Annotated in this window: 18 protein-coding genes; 4 read left to right on the forward strand and 14 right to left on the reverse strand. The window is 41.3% G+C overall.

Features of this window, described 5'->3' with window-relative positions; translation table 11 throughout:
• Positions 1-4 precede the first annotated feature (4 nt).
• From spoVAD to yunB, 5 genes are all read right to left on the reverse strand, one after another.
• Entirely contained in the window at positions 5-1,012 is a 1,008-nt protein-coding gene (gene spoVAD, locus AC0KTX_RS04970; protein WP_474251135.1) for a stage V sporulation protein AD, read from the reverse strand.
• Positions 1,012-1,491, reverse strand: a complete 480-nt coding sequence (gene spoVAC / locus AC0KTX_RS04975) for a stage V sporulation protein AC (protein ID WP_474251136.1) — start codon at positions 1,489-1,491, stop codon at positions 1,012-1,014. Before spoVAC ends, spoVAD begins: the two co-directional genes overlap by 1 nt.
• A gap of 15 nt (positions 1,492-1,506) precedes the next feature.
• Positions 1,507-2,028: a YhcN/YlaJ family sporulation lipoprotein gene (locus AC0KTX_RS04980; protein ID WP_474251137.1), complete on the reverse strand. Its 522-nt coding sequence runs from the start codon at positions 2,026-2,028 to the stop codon at positions 1,507-1,509.
• Entirely contained in the window at positions 2,000-2,206 is a 207-nt protein-coding gene (locus tag AC0KTX_RS04985; protein WP_474251138.1) for a DUF1657 domain-containing protein, read from the reverse strand. The genes AC0KTX_RS04980 and AC0KTX_RS04985 overlap by 29 nt, the downstream gene beginning before the upstream one ends.
• Before the next feature lie 70 nt (positions 2,207-2,276).
• Positions 2,277-3,032 (reverse strand): sporulation protein YunB, encoded by a 756-nt coding sequence (gene yunB, locus AC0KTX_RS04990; RefSeq protein ID WP_474251139.1) that lies wholly within the window; start codon positions 3,030-3,032, stop codon positions 2,277-2,279.
• Between the two features lie 168 nt (positions 3,033-3,200).
• On the opposite strand from yunB, the gene AC0KTX_RS04995 reads away from it, so the two are divergent.
• A complete protein-coding gene (locus AC0KTX_RS04995) occupies positions 3,201-3,422 on the forward strand; it encodes a hypothetical protein (protein WP_474251140.1) in 222 nt (73 codons plus the stop codon).
• A 157-nt stretch (positions 3,423-3,579) separates the two neighbouring features.
• Positions 3,580-4,806 (forward strand): MFS transporter, encoded by a 1,227-nt coding sequence (locus AC0KTX_RS05000; protein ID WP_474251141.1) that lies wholly within the window; start codon positions 3,580-3,582, stop codon positions 4,804-4,806.
• Positions 4,807-4,847: 41 nt separating this feature from the next.
• On the opposite strand, the gene AC0KTX_RS05005 is transcribed toward AC0KTX_RS05000, so the two are convergent.
• From AC0KTX_RS05005 to AC0KTX_RS05025, 5 genes are all read right to left on the reverse strand, one after another.
• The gene (locus AC0KTX_RS05005; RefSeq protein ID WP_474251142.1) at positions 4,848-6,554 is read right to left on the reverse strand and encodes an ABC-ATPase domain-containing protein; all 1,707 of its coding nucleotides are present in this window, start codon (positions 6,552-6,554) and stop codon (positions 4,848-4,850) included.
• An 18-nt stretch (positions 6,555-6,572) separates the two neighbouring features.
• Positions 6,573-6,938 carry a replication termination protein gene (locus AC0KTX_RS05010; RefSeq protein WP_474251143.1) on the reverse strand — a complete coding sequence of 122 codons (366 nt, stop codon included), beginning with the start codon at positions 6,936-6,938 and terminating at the stop codon, positions 6,573-6,575.
• Between the two features lie 260 nt (positions 6,939-7,198).
• The gene (gene cotJC, locus AC0KTX_RS05015; protein ID WP_474251144.1) at positions 7,199-7,768 is read right to left on the reverse strand and encodes a spore coat protein CotJC; all 570 of its coding nucleotides are present in this window, start codon (positions 7,766-7,768) and stop codon (positions 7,199-7,201) included.
• Between the two features lie 32 nt (positions 7,769-7,800).
• Positions 7,801-8,061 (reverse strand): spore coat protein CotJB, encoded by a 261-nt coding sequence (locus AC0KTX_RS05020; RefSeq protein WP_474251145.1) that lies wholly within the window; start codon positions 8,059-8,061, stop codon positions 7,801-7,803.
• The gene (locus AC0KTX_RS05025; protein WP_474251246.1) at positions 8,058-8,273 is read right to left on the reverse strand and encodes a spore coat associated protein CotJA; all 216 of its coding nucleotides are present in this window, start codon (positions 8,271-8,273) and stop codon (positions 8,058-8,060) included. Before AC0KTX_RS05025 ends, AC0KTX_RS05020 begins: the two co-directional genes overlap by 4 nt.
• Positions 8,274-8,507: 234 nt before the next feature.
• On the opposite strand from AC0KTX_RS05025, the gene AC0KTX_RS05030 reads away from it, so the two are divergent.
• Together AC0KTX_RS05030 and AC0KTX_RS05035 are read left to right on the forward strand one after the other, a co-directional pair.
• Complete coding sequence (locus AC0KTX_RS05030) at positions 8,508-9,992, forward strand: aldehyde dehydrogenase family protein (protein WP_474251146.1); 1,485 nt, start codon at positions 8,508-8,510, stop codon at positions 9,990-9,992.
• A 186-nt stretch (positions 9,993-10,178) separates the two neighbouring features.
• Positions 10,179-11,027 (forward strand): superoxide dismutase, encoded by an 849-nt coding sequence (locus AC0KTX_RS05035; RefSeq protein ID WP_474251147.1) that lies wholly within the window; start codon positions 10,179-10,181, stop codon positions 11,025-11,027.
• 32 nt (positions 11,028-11,059) lie between these two features.
• Here the strand turns inward: AC0KTX_RS05035 and AC0KTX_RS05040 are convergent, their stop codons facing one another.
• From AC0KTX_RS05040 to sucA, 4 genes are all read right to left on the reverse strand, one after another.
• Entirely contained in the window at positions 11,060-12,508 is a 1,449-nt protein-coding gene (locus AC0KTX_RS05040; protein WP_474251148.1) for an NAD(P)H-hydrate dehydratase, read from the reverse strand.
• Between the two features lie 37 nt (positions 12,509-12,545).
• On the reverse strand, positions 12,546-12,752 hold the full coding sequence (locus tag AC0KTX_RS05045; protein WP_474251149.1) for a DUF6501 family protein: 207 nt from the start codon (positions 12,750-12,752) through the stop codon (positions 12,546-12,548).
• A gap of 108 nt (positions 12,753-12,860) precedes the next feature.
• Complete coding sequence (gene odhB / locus AC0KTX_RS05050; RefSeq protein ID WP_474251150.1) at positions 12,861-14,108, reverse strand: 2-oxoglutarate dehydrogenase complex dihydrolipoyllysine-residue succinyltransferase; 1,248 nt, start codon at positions 14,106-14,108, stop codon at positions 12,861-12,863.
• A gap of 14 nt (positions 14,109-14,122) precedes the next feature.
• Positions 14,123-16,963: a 2-oxoglutarate dehydrogenase E1 component gene (gene sucA, locus AC0KTX_RS05055; RefSeq protein ID WP_474251151.1), complete on the reverse strand. Its 2,841-nt coding sequence runs from the start codon at positions 16,961-16,963 to the stop codon at positions 14,123-14,125.
• Positions 16,964-17,003: the final 40 nt, after the last annotated feature.

Below are 17,003 nucleotides of genomic sequence, written 5' to 3' on the forward strand. Positions count from 1 at the left end.
CCATTCACCCCCTGAACTCAATCGATACTGCATGGGCAATGCACGGAATTGTTTCCTTTTGTTGATAGGTCAACGGCGACAGCAAAGCCCCCGTTGCGACAGCAAGAATTCGGCGAAATTCACCCTTTTTCATTCGATTTAACAAATGTCCATATACGACGACAGCTGAGCACCCGGCGCCGCTTGCCCCGGATAATACAGGCTGTCCCTCTCTGTAAATCATTAAACCGCAATCTTGAAATTTGCTTTCATCCATGCCTGTTCCGTTTTTCGCAAACAGATCAAGGGCAATTTCTCGTCCTATTTTTCCTAAGTCTCCTGTGACAATTAAATCATAATAAGATGAATCAATGTTTAAATCCCTGAAATGAGCCTCGATTGTATCAACTGCTGCAGGAGCCATCGCTCCACCCATATTAAACGGATCAGACATTCCAAGGTCTACCACTCTTCCAATCGTTGCAGATGTGACATAAGGTCCTTTTCCTTCATTGCTTAACAGCGCAACTCCTGCACCCGTGACAGTCCATTGCGCAGTTGGCGGTTTTTGCCCGCCATATTCGGTCGGATAACGAAATTGTTTTTCAATCGCCGCATTATGACTGGAAGCACCAGTTAATAAAAATTTAGCGCCGCCATAGTTTATGATAAAAGCGCTTAATGCCAATCCCTCCATTGAAGTTGAACAAGCGCCAAAAATTCCGAGAAACGGGTTTCCAAGTGTTCTGGCAGCAAAGCTTGAAGGAGTAATCTGATTGACCAAATCGCCGCAAATAATGAAGTCAACCATTTCTTTTTCAATATTTGCCTTCTCCATCGCTTTGAAAAAGGCTTCTTCCAACAAAACTTTATGTGCTTTTTCGTACGAATCTTCCCCCAACCATAAGTCTTCATGCAAAAGGTCAAAATCTTCCGAAAGTCTCCCGTTTGCTTCAAAAGGACCGCCGACAGTCGCCGCTGATACGATCACAGGCCGATTGGCAAAAACCCACGTGCGATGCCCTTTTAGCATTAAAAACCACCCCATTTCACGAGAATCGTTCGAATCAGTGCGACAACAAAAGCCGAAAAAGTTCCAAACAAAATAACCGATCCGGCCAGCTTAAACATGTTGCCTCCAACTCCGAGGACAAATCCTTCTGTTCGGTGCTCAATAGCCGCGGAAATAACAGCATTGCCAAAACCAGTTACAGGAACTGCACTTCCTGCTCCGCCAAATTGAGCAATTCTGTCGTAAACTCCAAAGCCAGTCAAAAGCATCGAAAGAAAAATCATCGTGGCAACAGTCGGATTTCCGGCCGTTTGCTCAGTAAAATTAAAAAAATAAATGTAAATCCATTGAATGGCTTGTCCGATTGAGCAAATGATTCCCCCAACAATAAAGGCTTTTACGCAGTTTTTAATGACGGGTGGTTTCGTTTCGTTTTTTTTCTCCAATTGATAGTAATCTTGCATCACTTTTGTCTGATTTTTCCTTTTTTCATTGGCCATCTTTAAAACACCTTCTTATGTCTGTTCTTTGCTGAGCTTAACAATTTTTTCAATTTTTTGTTTCATCTCCTTTTTGTTTAAGACGTTTAAATCTTTAGCAATTTTTTCTGTTTCCAAATATATCTTCATGTCGCTTGATACGGTAAGACGGTGCTTTGAAAATGTTTTTTCAAGCCTTTTTTTTAATTTCTTTTCCATTTGTTTTAACTGAAAACGCTTCATATGCTCGAGTTTAAAAACAACTAATAAATCTTGATCCGTATTGATGCTTTCAACATCTAAAACCCCATCATAACCGGAGGCAATTTGTTTTGCTTTCATGCTGGGAGACTGATCAAAAGGGGCAGTATTGTTCCAATAGCTTATATCTGACGGTTTTATCGATCGTTCATTCGTCCCTTCTCTCTCTTGACATCCAGCAAAGGCGGCAGCAATCATTGATATGACCATCAATATCCGAATGGCAGCCTCTTTTTTGCAACAATAAGGTTGGCGAAAACCAACCTTATCATTGTTGCTTATATTGCGGCTCTTCATGTTGGACTTGCTGCATCCGGGAATTGATCATATCAACGATCGATTGTGTTTGCTGGGCAGCTTGCTGATACATTTGTTTTGCTTGCTTATTTTCTGTTTGCAATGCAAACGTTTCAAAATTTGCTTGGGCACTTTTTAAACCTGCCAAAGTTTGCTGGATTTGTGTTGAAACAGTCACAATAAATTCCTCCTTATTATTTTTGTCATATTTAATATTTCCTAAATTACAAAATTTAAAATGGTATTTTTTATTTTCCTTCATCCTTTGATGGCGTAATGGCAGGAGGAATGACGGACCCTCCATGGTTGTAAAATTGTGGAACATCTCCTTCAATAAATAAATCCCCTATTTTCACTGAATTTTTAATTACCATGTTTTTTTTGAAAGAGGGAACGATCACATTCATTTTCACTTCAATATGCATATAAATTTCCAAATAGGCGTTGTTAATGCCCATTTCATGATATTTTGTTTCAATATCTGAATTAACAGAACCGATCATCTCAAAACTTATCGGAACTTTTGGACCTAAATTGGCCAAAAGGGCATTATCCGTCACTAAACCGAGGGGAATGTGATACATTAATCCTTTTCCATTCGGATTTTTGTAAACATTCACTTCATCCATGTCTTTTAATTCCTTTTCAATATCACCGTTTAAATATTTTTGGATATGCAGGGAAGCATCTGAAATAAGACGGTTGAAAAGCTGTGAGTTAAAACTGTAGCTTTTCGACTCATTTGCTTTATCATCGCGAATGATGATTAATTCATTCATATCTAGATCTTCTGTAATGATTTTTGATACCGCATCTTGGATCGCATGTTCAGCAACTTGCCGAGTATTCGTTTCCGCAATGTTGATTAACGTCGGTTCAATCACTCGATTGATAAACCATAAACTGTATGCGGTCAAAACATTGAACAAAATAAACGAGATAAGCAGCACATGTTTCAATGGCAAAGGTCCACGTCTGCGCCGCCGTTTCCATCTTTTGTACAACAAATGGGATCCCCTCCTCTGTACCAATATATGAAGGTCAAAAATGCAATTAGAAGTTAAAACCTCTTCATGGAATAAAGTGTTATTCATAAAAAGAAGATGGCCAATTGAAAATATGAATGTTGGAAGTTTTTCTTCCAAACACCACGCTAAAGAGGTGCTTTCATCATGAAACAAATGGGATCCCTCTTCAATATGGGCAGAAAACGATCCATGTTTACCAACCGTCGGCAAAATCAAACCTTTATGTGGCTTACTCTGGCCGGAATTGGTGCAGCAGCGATATACGGCATGGCAAAACGCCAAAATTCCCTTGCCAATATTCTAAAACCGTTCAAACAGCAGTTGAAAAACAGCCAACTATCGAACCTGATACCGACGAATCAATAACTAAAAAAGCCGATTTTCTTTGAACTTTGAAAGAAAATCGGCTTTTTCCATGTAAAAAACTTGAGTTCCTTTGAAAAATTTGTATAATGAAGTAGCTGTAATCTTTCGCAAGGCTAAATTTTCATGTTTTTAATCATTTAGGAGGTGTTTTGCTTCCATGAATAAGCGGGTCAGCCATTCCGATATGCCGCCGCTTTGGACGAAATCATTTACCTTATTAGTTATCGGAAATTTATTTGTTTTCATGAGCTTCCAGATGCTTCTTCCCACCTTGCCGCCTCAAGCCAAAGCAATCGGGGCTGATGAAATTGAAATCGGACTTGTTACGACCTTATTTTCCATTGCTGCCGTCTTGATCCGCCCGATAATTGGCTTTATTCTTGAATCCGCAACACGCAAATGGCTTGTTATTTTAGGAGCCGTTATTTTATTGATTTTAACTTTATCTTATTCTTGGACATCCGTCATCTTCGTCTTTTTGCTAATCCGTTTTTTGCACGGATTGGCATGGGGATGGTCGACAACGGCAAATGGAACCGTTGCAGTTGAACTCGTTCCTGTCAAAAGAATCGGAGAAGGCATGGGTTATTACGGTCTATCCATTACCATTGGGATGATTGTCGCTCCAAGTGTCGGCATCTTAATTTACCAACATTTTGGGTTTAAACCTTTGATTTACGGCTCTGCCATTTTAGGAATGTTGGCTGTTGCCGCTCTATTAACCGTTCAATATCGAACGCCAAAATCGGTTCAAGAGAAAACATTTAATGTAAAAGATTTTTCCTTTATGAATTCTCTTATAGACAAACATGGGCGTTTCCCGGCTTTACTTACATTTTTATCTTCTTTTGGATATGGCGGAATCATCACATTCATCGTCATCTTTGGCCAAGAACGAGGAATTGACCAAATTTTTTTATATTATTTAAGCAATGCTCTCAGTGCAACAGCGGTTCGCCCTATTTCCGGAAAATGGTTTGATCGAAACGGTCCGTGGGCTCTTACAATTGTTTGTGCCTTGTTAACCTTTGCAGCGCTCTGGATTTTATCCTTCACGTATTCTGTCGGCATGCTTATATTGGCAGGCATTTTGTTTGGAGCAGGTTACGGGTCGTTAATGCCTGCTCTTCAATCATGGGTTCTGTCGAAAACCCCGGAAGATCGCCGCGGGATCGCCAATGGAATGTATTATTCAGCCATTGACAGCGGAATCGGCGTCAGTGCAATAATCTTAGGATTTTTATCATCCATGATGAGTATTGGCGCCATTTTCCAAATATCAAGTATTTGTTTTCTCATTGTCATGGCTTTTGTTTGGAAGGATTACGTCAAAGAAAAAAACCGGACGAACAAGCGACAAAAACAGGAAGCGCGTGTGAATTAAGTTATTTTTCAGGAGGAGTTTTTCTGGAGCTCCTTCTTTTTTTATTCCGCTAATGAACGAGTATTTAACGTTTTCAGTCGGTTTATTGCTGCGGCCAATTCAAACCTCCGAACAAAAGCCAGTTCTCCAGGATGTCCTTTGTGTGCAGAAAAAGTATGAAGTCCCTCCCGTTTCATTTTTTCCTCAACCAAATCTAAAAGTTGTGAGATGGTTAAATTCCGGTTTAAAATACCTGTCCGTTCAAAGTAAAATAAGATTTCGCCGATCATTCTTACTTGGCTTTCGTCCACTAGCTGCTCAATGGCAGAGAGATCGATTGTGTTGATGCCGTATTGGATTTCATCGGAACGACAGGCGATTTTATGTTTTTTCCCTATCCTGCTGTCGAAACTTCCTGGCAATGGGATGCGCGGCGAGTATACGCCAAAAGCTTTACCTCCTTCAAGCTGCCTTCCCGTCTGAATTTTTTTGGCAATGGATTTCGCTTCTTCCGTCACATCATAAGGTAGAAAATGTTCCATTTTCACAACCTGATCAGCAACCGAAAAATAATCGCCGGAACCGCCCATGACAAGAACGATGGAAACATGATAATCGTTTTTCAGCTGTGCAACTTTATCAATAAAAGGTGTGATCGGTTCTTGTTCTTTATGAATTAATGCTTGCATTCTTGCATCCCGTATCATAAAATTCGTTGCACACGTATCCTCATCCATTAAAAGCGTTTTTGCACCCGCTTCCAACATTTCCATAATATTGGCTGCTTGTGATGTACTGCCGCTGGCATTTTCTGTAGTAAACGTTTTTGTTTCTTTTTGGTACGGGAGGTTTTGAATAAAAGGGGAAATATTGACTTGCCTTACGCTTCGTCCGTCTTCAGCCCGAATTTTGCATGCTGTCTTGTCCGTCAGCACAAACTCCCTTCCATCGCCTTTTATATGATCGTACACGCCATGTTCAAGCGCCTTCAGCAACGTGCTTTTTCCATGAAAGCCTCCGCCGACAATAATCGTAATGCCTTTTGGAATTGCCATTCCTTTGATAGGCTCATTTTTATGCGGCAAAGGAATTGATACTTCCATTTCTTTCGGGCTTTGAAAAGGGATGGCCGTTTTCAGCGGCCGATCGCTTATCCCGCTCTCTCTCGGCAAAATCGAACCGTTGGCTACAAAAGCGATCAATCCGTGTTCTTTTAAATATGTTCGGATCGCTTCTTGCTGATCGCAAAGCTGGACGGCTTTTTTGATTTGTGTTTCATCCATTGCATAAACTGAATTGCTTATCATTCTAGGAATAATATCAACCAGCATTTTTTTGGCTTCTTTTCCTAAAATTCTTCTTCCTTTCGCCGGCAAGCCAACGGACAGACAAATTGTTATAGCACTTTCATCGATTTGCGCTGCCGTCCGTTCCAGCACTTTTTGACTCGGTTTATCAATCATGATCAGCCCGCTCTTTCCGGATCCGTTTCGCGCCTCCTTCATTTTCAAAATTTCTTTGTAAACAGCGCGAACGATTAAATCTTCACAGCGGACTTTTCTTGCATGACTATTTGTCCATTCTTCGGAAAATGCCGTTTGCTTTTTGGGGATCTGTACGCGAATTTTCGAAGGCGCAGCAAAGGGATCTCCTTGCACATGATCAATGTGCAGTTGAAAATCCGGGAACAGGTAGGAACCTTGAAGATCTTTATAAGCCTTGTAGCCCCTGCCGTCCATTTGTTCCAGCTTTTGCTTCAACCGTTTCATCATACACCTCCAACACTATCAATAATTATCCTTCAATGCCTTTTCAATGATCGCTTTTGAACGATCAAGTTCCGCTTTTAGCTGTCTTTTATATTTTTTTGCTTTTTCATAATCTACGAACTGATAATAAACGACCTCTTGAAACTCTGTTCCTTCTTTTTTTCTTTTCACTTGTCTTAATATACCCTCTTTTATTAAATCATGTAGGGCTTTGTAAAGCTCTGAATGATTCGGCCTGTACCCGAACGGACGAAACTCTTCTCTAAGCTCGTCCAATATTTTCAGACCGTAAAGCCGTTTCTTTTCCGTCATAGTAATTAAATATAATTTTAAAAATGCGCGCTGTTTTAATAAAAAACCGCTCGGTTTTCTCTTTTCCCCCATCTACGCAACTCCCTTTTCAACAATAATATAATTATGTAAACTTCAAAAATTCTAAAGCCTTTTCATTTCTATCTTAATATAAGCTGATGGAAAAATAAATTGTTTTTTTTCTTTTAGAACATTGTTTTTTATAAAAAATGCACCAATGCAGCGGCATCGGTGCCATTCCCACCATACAAATATTTCCATAATCAAAGATTGAATTTGATTTCGCATTCCAATCCCATAAACTTTCAGATTATTTGTCCTCTTCCTCCCTGTTAAAAAAACTTTTTTCGGTCTCTCTCTTCTTTTAAAATTTCGACCGCTTCCCGGAACCGCTGTGAATGAACTACTTCTCTTTCCCGCAAAAAGCGCAGACCGTCATTTAAATCCGGATCATCCGACAAGTCGATAATCCATTGATAAGTCGCTCGCGCCTTTTCTTCCGCCGCAATGTCTTCGTAAAGATCTGCAATCGGATCTCCTTTTGCTTGTATATATGCAGCCGTCCACGGAACACCTGCTGCATTTTGATAATATAACGCTCCGTCATGATTGACATAATGTTCGCCTAAGCCAGCTTCTTTTAACTGCTCAGGTGTGGCATCTTTTGTTAATTTGTAGACCATTGTTGCAATCATTTCAAGATGGGCAAATTCTTCAGTGCCGATATCCGTTAAAAGCCCGATTACTTTATCAGGAATCGTGTATCTTTGATTTAAGTAGCGCAGAGCTGCAGCAAGCTCGCCATCTGCTCCCCCGTATTGTTCAATTAAATATTTTGCCAATCGGGGATTACACGTACTTACTTTTACAGGATATTGCAGTTTCTTCTCATAAAACCACATCGTTGTTCTCCTTTCATCTTAACCTGATAAAATTAAACTTGCCACGGCCAAGGCATTGTGCCCCAACTCCAGTTTGGGTCGGCAAAGCTGTTTCCGAACTGCTGCAAAGCACCGAATTTACCTTCAAATATTTGCTTTAATTGCTTCGAATATTGGGCATATTGATTGAACTGTTGGATCGCCTCCATATCGTTTGGATGAGTATCCAGATAAAGTTGAAGTTCAACAAGGACAAAGTCAGCCGCTTGAATGTCCTCAAGAAGCTGATAATACTCTTGAGGAAGCACTTTCATTCCTTTGACCTCCCTTTATGTTCGTACGGATTTTCGTAATAATCATATAAAATTTTCCAAAGCGTTCCTTTCATTAAAGCCTCTTTCGGTGGAAATTGTTTAAGATTGGGAGGCTGAAACCCAAGATAAAGATTGGGCGGTGTTGAATAATATTTTACTCCTATCGGTCTGCACGGATCGTAGCGGCCGCGAAACGGACGATATGACTTCATTGCACTAAACCCTTTTGACTGTTTTCCGCTCAAAGCCATCACCTCATTTTTAAACATTTCTTTATACGAATATTCCAAAACAGTTTGTCTTCATGACTGAAATTATCATTTGCCAAAAAATTATAATCAATATTGTATATATAAGTTGAAAAATTCTAAATTTTCTATTATCATAATGATGACTTGGTTTTTCATCCAGATTCGCAAACGAATAAAAAAATAGGAGGATGATGGATGAGTCAGTTAATCGCAAATGTTGATGGAAAGGTCGCTGAATTTTTGAAAGGAAAAAAAAGATTGTACATCAATGGTGAATTTCGTGAAAGCATCTCCGGCAAAACATTTGATACACCGAATCCCGCCACAGGAGAAGTTCTTGCAACCGTTTACGAAGCTGAACAAGAGGACATTGACAGAGCTGTTCGTGCCGCAAGAGCAGCATTTGACAACGGTCCGTGGTCAAAGATGACGGCGGCAGAAAGAAGCCGGTTGATGTACAGGCTTGCCGATTTAATGGAAGAAAACAAAGAAGCACTTGCACAGCTTGAGACACTTGATAACGGAAAACCGATCAGAGAGACGAGAAATGCCGATATTCCGTTAGCCATCGAACATATGCGTTATTATGCCGGCTGGGCGACTAAAATCGTTGGCCAGACGATTCCTGTCAACGGGCCGTATTTCAATTACACGAGACACGAGCCAGTAGGCGTTGTAGGCCAAATCATCCCGTGGAACTTTCCGCTTTTAATGGCCATGTGGAAGCTCGGCGCAGCTCTTGCTACAGGCTGCACAGTTGTTTTGAAGCCTGCGGAACAAACACCGCTTTCGGCATTATATTTGGCAGAACTAATCGACCAAGCAGGTTTTCCGCCAGGTGTCGTCAATATCGTTCCCGGCTTTGGAGAAACAGCTGGCCAAGCAATTGTGAATCATCCTTTAATCGATAAAATTGCCTTTACCGGCTCAACTGAAGTAGGCAAACTCATTATGAAAAATGCTGCTCAGTCGTTAAAACGCGTAACATTGGAATTAGGCGGAAAATCACCGAATATCATTTTGCCCGACGCTGATCTCTCCAAAGCGATTCCTGGAGCTTTAAACGGTGTGATGTTCAATCAAGGCCAAGTTTGCTGTGCAGGCTCACGTGTATTTATTCAGAAAAAACATTATGACAATGTATTAGCGGATATGTCCTCCTATGCTAAAAATATACGTCAAGGCTTCGGTCTTGATCCTGAAACGGAAATGGGGCCGCTCGTATCTGAAGAACAGCAAACGAGAGTGCTCAACTACATTGAAAAAGGCATCGAAGAAGGTGCGGAGGTATTGACAGGTGGAACGACACAGTCTGAGAAAGGATATTTTGTCGAACCTACCATTTTTGCGGCAGTTGATGATCAAATGACCATTGCGAAAGAAGAAATTTTTGGCCCTGTTATTGCTGCAATGCCTTTTGAAGATTTGGATGAAGTGATCGCACGCGCGAACAATAGCGAATACGGGTTGGCTGCCGGATTATGGACACGGGATGTAGCGAAAGCTCATTATGTTGCCAATCGCTTAAGAGCAGGTACGGTATGGGTCAACTGTTACAATGTTTTTGATGCCGCATCTCCATTTGGTGGATATAAACAATCCGGCATCGGCCGTGAAATGGGATCTTATGCTTTGAACAACTATACGGAAGTTAAAAGTGTATGGGTTCGCTTGAACTAACTCCTTTCTTTTCAAATTCAAAAGGGACTGTCTCTTAAGTCGATGTTCGACTTAGAGCTGTCCTTTTTTTATGTAATACTATAGTTTTTTACATTTCATTGAATTTTCCCCTTTTCTCCTTTTTTCACTTTTTTCATTGTCCATTCATATTGTATCTTGGGCAATCAACTAAAGGAGGGTTTTGCTTTGAGTGAAACATATGCTAACGAGTTAAAAAAATGGTGCGATGATCTTTTAAAAAACGTCATTCAAACCCAACCTTTTTCAAGGGATCTTGAAGAAAAAATCAATCGTTTGCAATCAGAATTAAACAGCGGGGGCGAGATGCCGGATCATCAATTATTTGACAAGGCAAACGAATTATATTATGATATCCGCTCTTATCTCGAAGAGGAGGAAAGAGCCTCAACAGTTCCAATCGGCAAACATCAGCTGCCCCCGCTGCCATATCGGTACAATGCTCTTGAACCTTACATTTCAGAAGAAATCATGCGCCTTCACCACACAAAACACCACCAAAGTTATGTAGATGGTTTAAACAAGGCGGAGTTGGAAATGGAAAAAGCGCGGAAATCCGGCGATTTTTCTTTGATCAAACATTGGGAGCGGGAAGCCGCCTTTAACGGTGCCGGGCATTATTTGCACACAATTTTCTGGAACATCATGAATCCGCAAGGCGGCGGAGAACCGACCGGTGCTTTGAAGCGAGCCATCACTGAATCATTTGGGAGCTTCGCTACTTTTCAAAAGCATTTTACAGAAGCGGCCAAGGCGGTGGAAGGAGGAGGATGGGCCATCTTAGTATGGTCGCCCCGATCACGCCGACTGGAAATCTTGCAAAGTGAAAAACATCAAAATCTCAGCCAGTGGGATGTGATCCCCCTCTTAGTGTTGGACGTATGGGAACATGCCTATTATTTGCAATATAAAAACGACCGGGCAAAATATATTGAGAATTGGTGGAAAATCGTTTATTGGCCGAAAGTGGAAAAACGATTTCATGCAGCACGAAAAGTGGCCTGGAAACCTTATTAAAATATTGGACGGGAAAGCACAAGCTTAACCTCCTAGTCAAAAGTTTTCATGACAAGAGGCAATAAATCTGGAATGTCGCTTGCCAACATCGTCCTGGCGGCTTTGTCTTTCACATAATAATCGGCGCATAAACCATGCAAATAAACGGCATTTGCAACGGCGGCTTTTTCATCTTGATAAAAGGATAAGAAGGCTGTAATCATCCCTGTTAATACATCGCCGCTACCGCCTTTTCCAAGGGCGATGTTGCCTGTTGTTTGAATGATTCCAGTTTCATCCGGAAACGCAATAACTGTATACTGCCCTTTCAACACGACGATGACATTTTCTTCTGTTGCGAACTTTGATGCATATTCGATGCGTTGCTGTTGAATTTCTTCAACTGATAAACCTGTCAAACGGCTGAATTCTCCTGGATGCGGCGTCAGTACAATCGGTTTTTTTCGCTCTTTCGGATAATTTCTTTTGCTGAGGGCTCCGGCATCAAGTATAACAGGCAAATCTGTTTTCAGAACGGCTTGCACCGCTTTTTCCGCCTCTTTTCCGGGAATAATACCAGGTCCGATGGCACAAACCGATATTTTGGGAGGAAAATCGTCTTTTCCAGCTTTTTGAAGCCCATCAAGCTTATACGTTGCTTCAGGTACTTCCCCGGCAATGACAGAAGCGGCAAACCGAGTCGTTCCAACGACCAGTTTTCCGATTCCCGCCCGCACAGCTCCTTTGGCCGCAAGAAGAGCGCTGCCTGGCATTTCATCGCTGCCGGCAATAATATATCCAGTGCCAAATGTACCTTTATGGGAAAAGGTGGGAAACACCGGCCAAGTCCGCTTGACGTCCTGTTCCGTCCATACTTTCCACTTCCCCTTTTGTGTCAGTCCTATTGAAACAACTTCTTTATGTCCATAATAGGATGAGGAAGGAAGGAGAAAGGCCGAACGTTTAAAACCGTGCAAGCTAATCGTCAAATCAGCCTTAACCGCGGTAGATACCTCCCCGCTATCCGCCAAAACGCCCGTTGGGAGGTCAATAGAAATAACAAAAGCATCTTTCTTGTTGATCAACTCAATGAGTTTCTTGACATCATCCTTAAGCGGATGTTTTGTCCCCACCCCTAATAATGCATCAATGATCACATCATAGTGTTTTTTTTCATATTCTCTTTCCTTCACTGTGTCCAAGCCGATTTGTTGAACATAGGAAAAATGATGTTTGGCGCAATCGCTTTTCGGCAGTCCAAGAGGAAAAGCAAGTTCAGCTTGGAAACCGTTCAGTTTCAGATAACGGAATAAAACAATTCCATCTCCGCCATTATTTCCTTTCCCCGCCAAAACGAGAATGCGCTGATTTTTATTAAGAAAGGAAACGGCTTTATCGAATAAAGACCTTCCTGCATTTTCCATTAAAACAATTGGAGAGAGTCCGTTTCGTTCAGCTTCTTTATCTGCCGTACGAATTTCATGTTCCGTGTAAACGTACATTTGCTCTGTCCCTCCTCAAGAAACAGCCAAGGAGATTTTATTGCGCTAGTTTAAAATAATCTTTATAAAATCCTCCCACTTTGCCGGAGTTGTCAATGATAAAATAATAATCTTCGGTTTCATTGATCACGTCGTATGTTTTTCCGGGAGTCAACACACGGTCAACCATATATTTTTTGGCATTTGTGTGAAGACAAACAACCTTTTTATTTGCTTTATTGTTCTTCCAGTTTAGATGGATCATGTCATCCACTCCTTCGCTTTCATCTGTTTCCGTTATTTTGATTATCGCTTATTTCTGACAGAAAAGGAAGAACGCTTTCGCATTCTTCCTTTTTCATCCAACTATCTTTTATCCTTCAAGAAGCAATTGTTCCGGATCTTCCAACAATTTTTTTATGGTCGCTAAGAAGCTGACAGCTTCTTTTCCATCAATGATCCGATGGTCATAAGAAAGGGCAATATACATCATCGGGCGGTTTTCTATGCGCTCTTCATCTACGGCAACTGGGCGAAGCTGTATTTTGTGCATGCCTAAAATTCCAACTTGCGGTCCGTTTAAGATCGGGGTGGACAACAAGGAACCGAATACTCCGCCGTTTGTAATCGTAAATGTTCCGCCTTGAAGATCTGAAAGCGTAAGTTTGTTGGCGCGAGCCTTCGCTGCAAGATCAGCAATTTCCTGCTCAATTTGCGCAAATGTTAAACGATCTGCATCCCTTACAACCGGAACGACCAATCCTTCATCTGTTGAAACGGCAACACCGATGTCATAATATTTTTTCAAAACGATCTCATCGCCTTGAATTTCCGCATTTAAAAGAGGGAATTTTTTCAATGCTGCAACAACCGCTTTTGTAAAGAAAGACATAAATCCTAGACGGACATCATGTTCCTCAAAAAATTGTTCTTTTCTTCGTTTGCGGATGTTCATTACAGCTGTCATATCGACTTCATTGAATGTTGTCAACATGGCAGCTGTATTTTGAACCTCTTTTAGCCGTTTGGCTATTGTTTGGCGTCTGCGCGACATTCTGATTCGTTCCACCGGTTTTGGATCAGCTGTTAAGCTTGGCTCCTGCTTCAATATATTTACTTGTTGATTTGCAACTGGTTTTGGAGCTTCATAGGAAGCAATATCTTGTTTGCGAACGCGGCCTAACGGGTCGCTCGTAGGAACTTGCGAAAGGTCAATTCCTTTTTCCCTGGCCAGTTTTCTCGCAGCCGGTGATGCAATTGGTTTTGTATGGATGGACGTCTGTTCTTCTGTTTTTTCCTGCACTTTTTCTTGCGGTGCCGACGGCTGCTGTTCTGTTTTTGCTTCTTGTTTTTCTTCCGGTTGGGCGCTTTGTTGCGGAGCTGCGGCACCTTCTTCGATTATTCCAATTACTTCGCCGACTTCGACAACATCGCCTTCATTTTTATAAATTTCTTTTAATACTCCTTCGTGTTCTGAAGTAATTTCCACATTGACTTTATCTGTTTCAAGCTCAAGAATATATTCCCCTTTTTCAACTTTATCTCCGGGTTTTTTCAGCCATTGGGAGATCGTGCCTTCTAAAATGGATTCTGCTAGTTCTGGAACTTTGATTTCAGCCATTTTTAACTTCCTCCTCATTTATTCCACGTAAGTGCTTCATTGATCATTCGGTTTTGTTCTTTTTTATGAACGGTCGGATCCCCTTCAGCAGGGCTTGAACGTCTCGGGCGACCGATATACTTGACTTTCAAGTTGTCACCTACAATGGATTTCAATTGTGGATACATAAATACCCATGCCCCCATGTTTTGCGGCTCTTCTTGAACCCAGACAATCTCTTCTAGATTGTCAAATCTCTCAATGATTTCTTTAACTTCTTTTTCAGGGAACGGATAAATCTCTTCCAAACGGACAATATGCAGCCAATTTGTGTCTTCTATTTTTTGCAATCCGTTTGCCAGGTCAATCGAAACTTTTCCAGTACAAAGAACTAAGCGTTTCACTTGTTCAGGATTTCCGCCCAAGTTCGGTTGTTCGACAACCGGTTTAAATGCACCTTTAGTCAATTCATCCACATGAGAGACAGTGAGAGGATTTCTGAGCAAACTCTTCGGCGTCATGATAATGAGCGGCCGCACTTCCTCTTTTGTTAATATTTTAGCTTGACGTCTTAATAAATGAAAATATTGCGCTGCACTTGTAACATTGGCAACCGTCCAGTTGTTTTCAGCAGCAAGCTGCAAGTAGCGCTCCAAACGTCCGCTAGAATGTTCAGGCCCCTGTCCTTCATATCCATGAGGCAAAAGCATTACAAGACCGGATTTTTGTCCCCATTTTGCTCTGCCTGCGGAAATAAACTGATCAAATATTACTTGAGCCACGTTTGCAAAATCTCCAAATTGCGCTTCCCAAATGACAAGTGTCTCCGGTGAAAATACGTTGTAGCCGTATTCAAATCCCAGTACAGACACTTCCGAAAGCGGGCTGTTATGAATTGCAAACGATGCATTGACATCGGACAGATGATGCAGAGGAGAAAATGTCTCGCCTGTTTTCACATCGTGCAACACCAAATGTCTGTGTGCAAACGTTCCTCTCTCCGAATCCTGCCCCGTAATCCTGATTGGCGTTCCGTCTCTTAAAATGGAAGCAAAAGCAAACGCTTCACCAAGCGACCAATCCACCTTTCTTTCTTCCACAAATAAAGCTGCTCGACGTTCCAATATTTTTTTCAATTTACCAAAAACCGTAAATCCTTCCGGGAAGGATATTAGCTCTTGATTGATGGTGTCCAAAACATTTTCTGGAACCGTTGTATCTACAGGAGGAAGTCCATGGCTGACAGTTTCCGGAACGTGAATCTCTTCTGCCTGCGCTTCCGTTTTCGGAACTTTTTCAAATGCTTTGTTCAGCCGATCCATGACAGTTTCTTGAAATTTACGGACTTCTTCTTTTGTAATAAATCCTTCTTCTTCTAACTTTCTTGCATACAATTTGCAAATCGTTTCATGCTTTTTAATTTTCTCGTATAAAAGCGGGTTGGTTGCCATTGGCTCGTCCATCTCGTTATGGCCGTAACGGCGGTAGCCTATTAAATCAATCAGAAAATCTTTATGAAATTTATTTCTGTAAAGAATAGCGATATATACTGCTGCAATACATGCTTCAGGATCATCCGCATTTACATGAACGATCGGAATTTCAAATCCTTTCGCCAAATCGCTTGCATATTTTGTGGATCTTGAGTCGTAGCTTTCGGTCGTAAAGCCGATCATATTATTAGCAATAATATGAATCGTACCGCCCGTTTTGTAACCGTTTAACTGGCTTAAATTAAGAGTTTCCGCCACGACTCCTTCGCCTGGGAATGCGGCATCTCCGTGAATCAAAATTGCCAATGATTGATGAATATTTTGTTTTGGATATCCGCTTACATTCCGATCATCTTGCGCTGCACGTGTATATCCTTCAACAATCGGATCAACAAATTCGAGATGGCTAGGGTTGTTGGCAAGCGTCAACCGAGCGCGGACGACATTATGATCCTTAATCTGCCGATCTGCACCAAGATGATATTTGACATCCCCTGTCCAACCGTAGTTGATGCCGATTGATCCTTCCGATGGCACTAATTCTTTATTTGGTGCATGTTGGAACTCAGAAAAAATCAGTTCATACGGCTTACCTAATACATGCGCCAATACACTTAACCGGCCTCGGTGAGCCATTCCGATGTTAATGTTGACCGTTCCGCTCTTAACGGCTTCCGAAATAAGCTCGTCGAGCATAGGAACAAGCATGTCAACGCCTTCAATGGAAAATCTTTTCTGTCCTACAAACGTTTTATGGAGGAATCCTTCAAACAATTCGACTTCCGTTAGCCGTTTTAAAATGGAAACCTTTTTTTCATTTGAAAGGGTTTTAAAAATTTCTCCCGATTCAACCATTTTGTTGAGCCATTCATGCTCTTCAAAATTGTGGACATGTTGAAATTCAAAAGCGATTGAACTTGAATAGACTTTCTTTAAATATTGAATGGCATCAACCCCGTTTTTGACCGAATCCGATGCATACGGGCACAACAATTTGGCTGGGATATTCATTAAATCTTCTTTTGTAAGGCCATACCTTGATTCATTTAATACATCTTCATCATTTTGCATAATCCCCATCGGGTAGATAGAAGCATCCAAATGTCCAAATGTTCGAATATCTTCAGCAAATTTTACGGCAGCCACCACTTTTTGCAATCTCGCAACACTTTCCAGCTGGCTGCTTAAGCCGTTTGGAGATTGGCCAACTTGTGTTTCTTCCACAACTTCCGGAGCTCCCCAAAGATCAAACATCTCTTTTAAATCCTTATCAACGGCATCCGGATTTTGCAAATATTGCTCATATAAATCCATTACATACCCTAAGTTGGGACCGTAAAAATTACGCCATGCCGTTTTTACATTAGACGAAGTTTCTTCCATTCCTTTTAAACCCCCAATGATTTCTAATCATTAGATTTCT

The organism is Aeribacillus sp. JST-2 (assembly GCF_056032925.1).

What these genes read in the sequence shown, in the direction of transcription:
- spoVAC (WP_474251136.1), bottom strand. Translation starts at nt 1,491, where the DNA reads ATGGCCAATGAAAAAAGGAAAAATCAGACAAAAGTGATGCAAGATTAC.
- sucA (WP_474251151.1), bottom strand. Translation starts at nt 16,963, where the DNA reads ATGGAAGAAACTTCGTCTAATGTAAAAACGGCATGGCGTAATTTTTAC.
- AC0KTX_RS04995 (WP_474251140.1), top strand. Translation starts at nt 3,201, where the DNA reads ATGAAACAAATGGGATCCCTCTTCAATATGGGCAGAAAACGATCCATG.
- AC0KTX_RS05000 (WP_474251141.1), top strand. Translation starts at nt 3,580, where the DNA reads ATGAATAAGCGGGTCAGCCATTCCGATATGCCGCCGCTTTGGACGAAA.
- AC0KTX_RS05025 (WP_474251246.1), bottom strand. Translation starts at nt 8,273, where the DNA reads ATGAAGTCATATCGTCCGTTTCGCGGCCGCTACGATCCGTGCAGACCG.
- AC0KTX_RS05030 (WP_474251146.1), top strand. Translation starts at nt 8,508, where the DNA reads ATGAGTCAGTTAATCGCAAATGTTGATGGAAAGGTCGCTGAATTTTTG.
- odhB (WP_474251150.1), bottom strand. Translation starts at nt 14,108, where the DNA reads ATGGCTGAAATCAAAGTTCCAGAACTAGCAGAATCCATTTTAGAAGGC.
- AC0KTX_RS05010 (WP_474251143.1), bottom strand. Translation starts at nt 6,938, where the DNA reads ATGGGGGAAAAGAGAAAACCGAGCGGTTTTTTATTAAAACAGCGCGCA.
- AC0KTX_RS05040 (WP_474251148.1), bottom strand. Translation starts at nt 12,508, where the DNA reads ATGTACGTTTACACGGAACATGAAATTCGTACGGCAGATAAAGAAGCT.
- cotJC (WP_474251144.1), bottom strand. Translation starts at nt 7,768, where the DNA reads ATGTGGTTTTATGAGAAGAAACTGCAATATCCTGTAAAAGTAAGTACG.
- AC0KTX_RS05045 (WP_474251149.1), bottom strand. Translation starts at nt 12,752, where the DNA reads ATGATCCATCTAAACTGGAAGAACAATAAAGCAAATAAAAAGGTTGTT.
- AC0KTX_RS04980 (WP_474251137.1), bottom strand. Translation starts at nt 2,028, where the DNA reads ATGAAGAGCCGCAATATAAGCAACAATGATAAGGTTGGTTTTCGCCAA.
- AC0KTX_RS05005 (WP_474251142.1), bottom strand. Translation starts at nt 6,554, where the DNA reads ATGAAACGGTTGAAGCAAAAGCTGGAACAAATGGACGGCAGGGGCTAC.
- AC0KTX_RS05020 (WP_474251145.1), bottom strand. Translation starts at nt 8,061, where the DNA reads ATGAAAGTGCTTCCTCAAGAGTATTATCAGCTTCTTGAGGACATTCAA.
- spoVAD (WP_474251135.1), bottom strand. Translation starts at nt 1,012, where the DNA reads ATGCTAAAAGGGCATCGCACGTGGGTTTTTGCCAATCGGCCTGTGATC.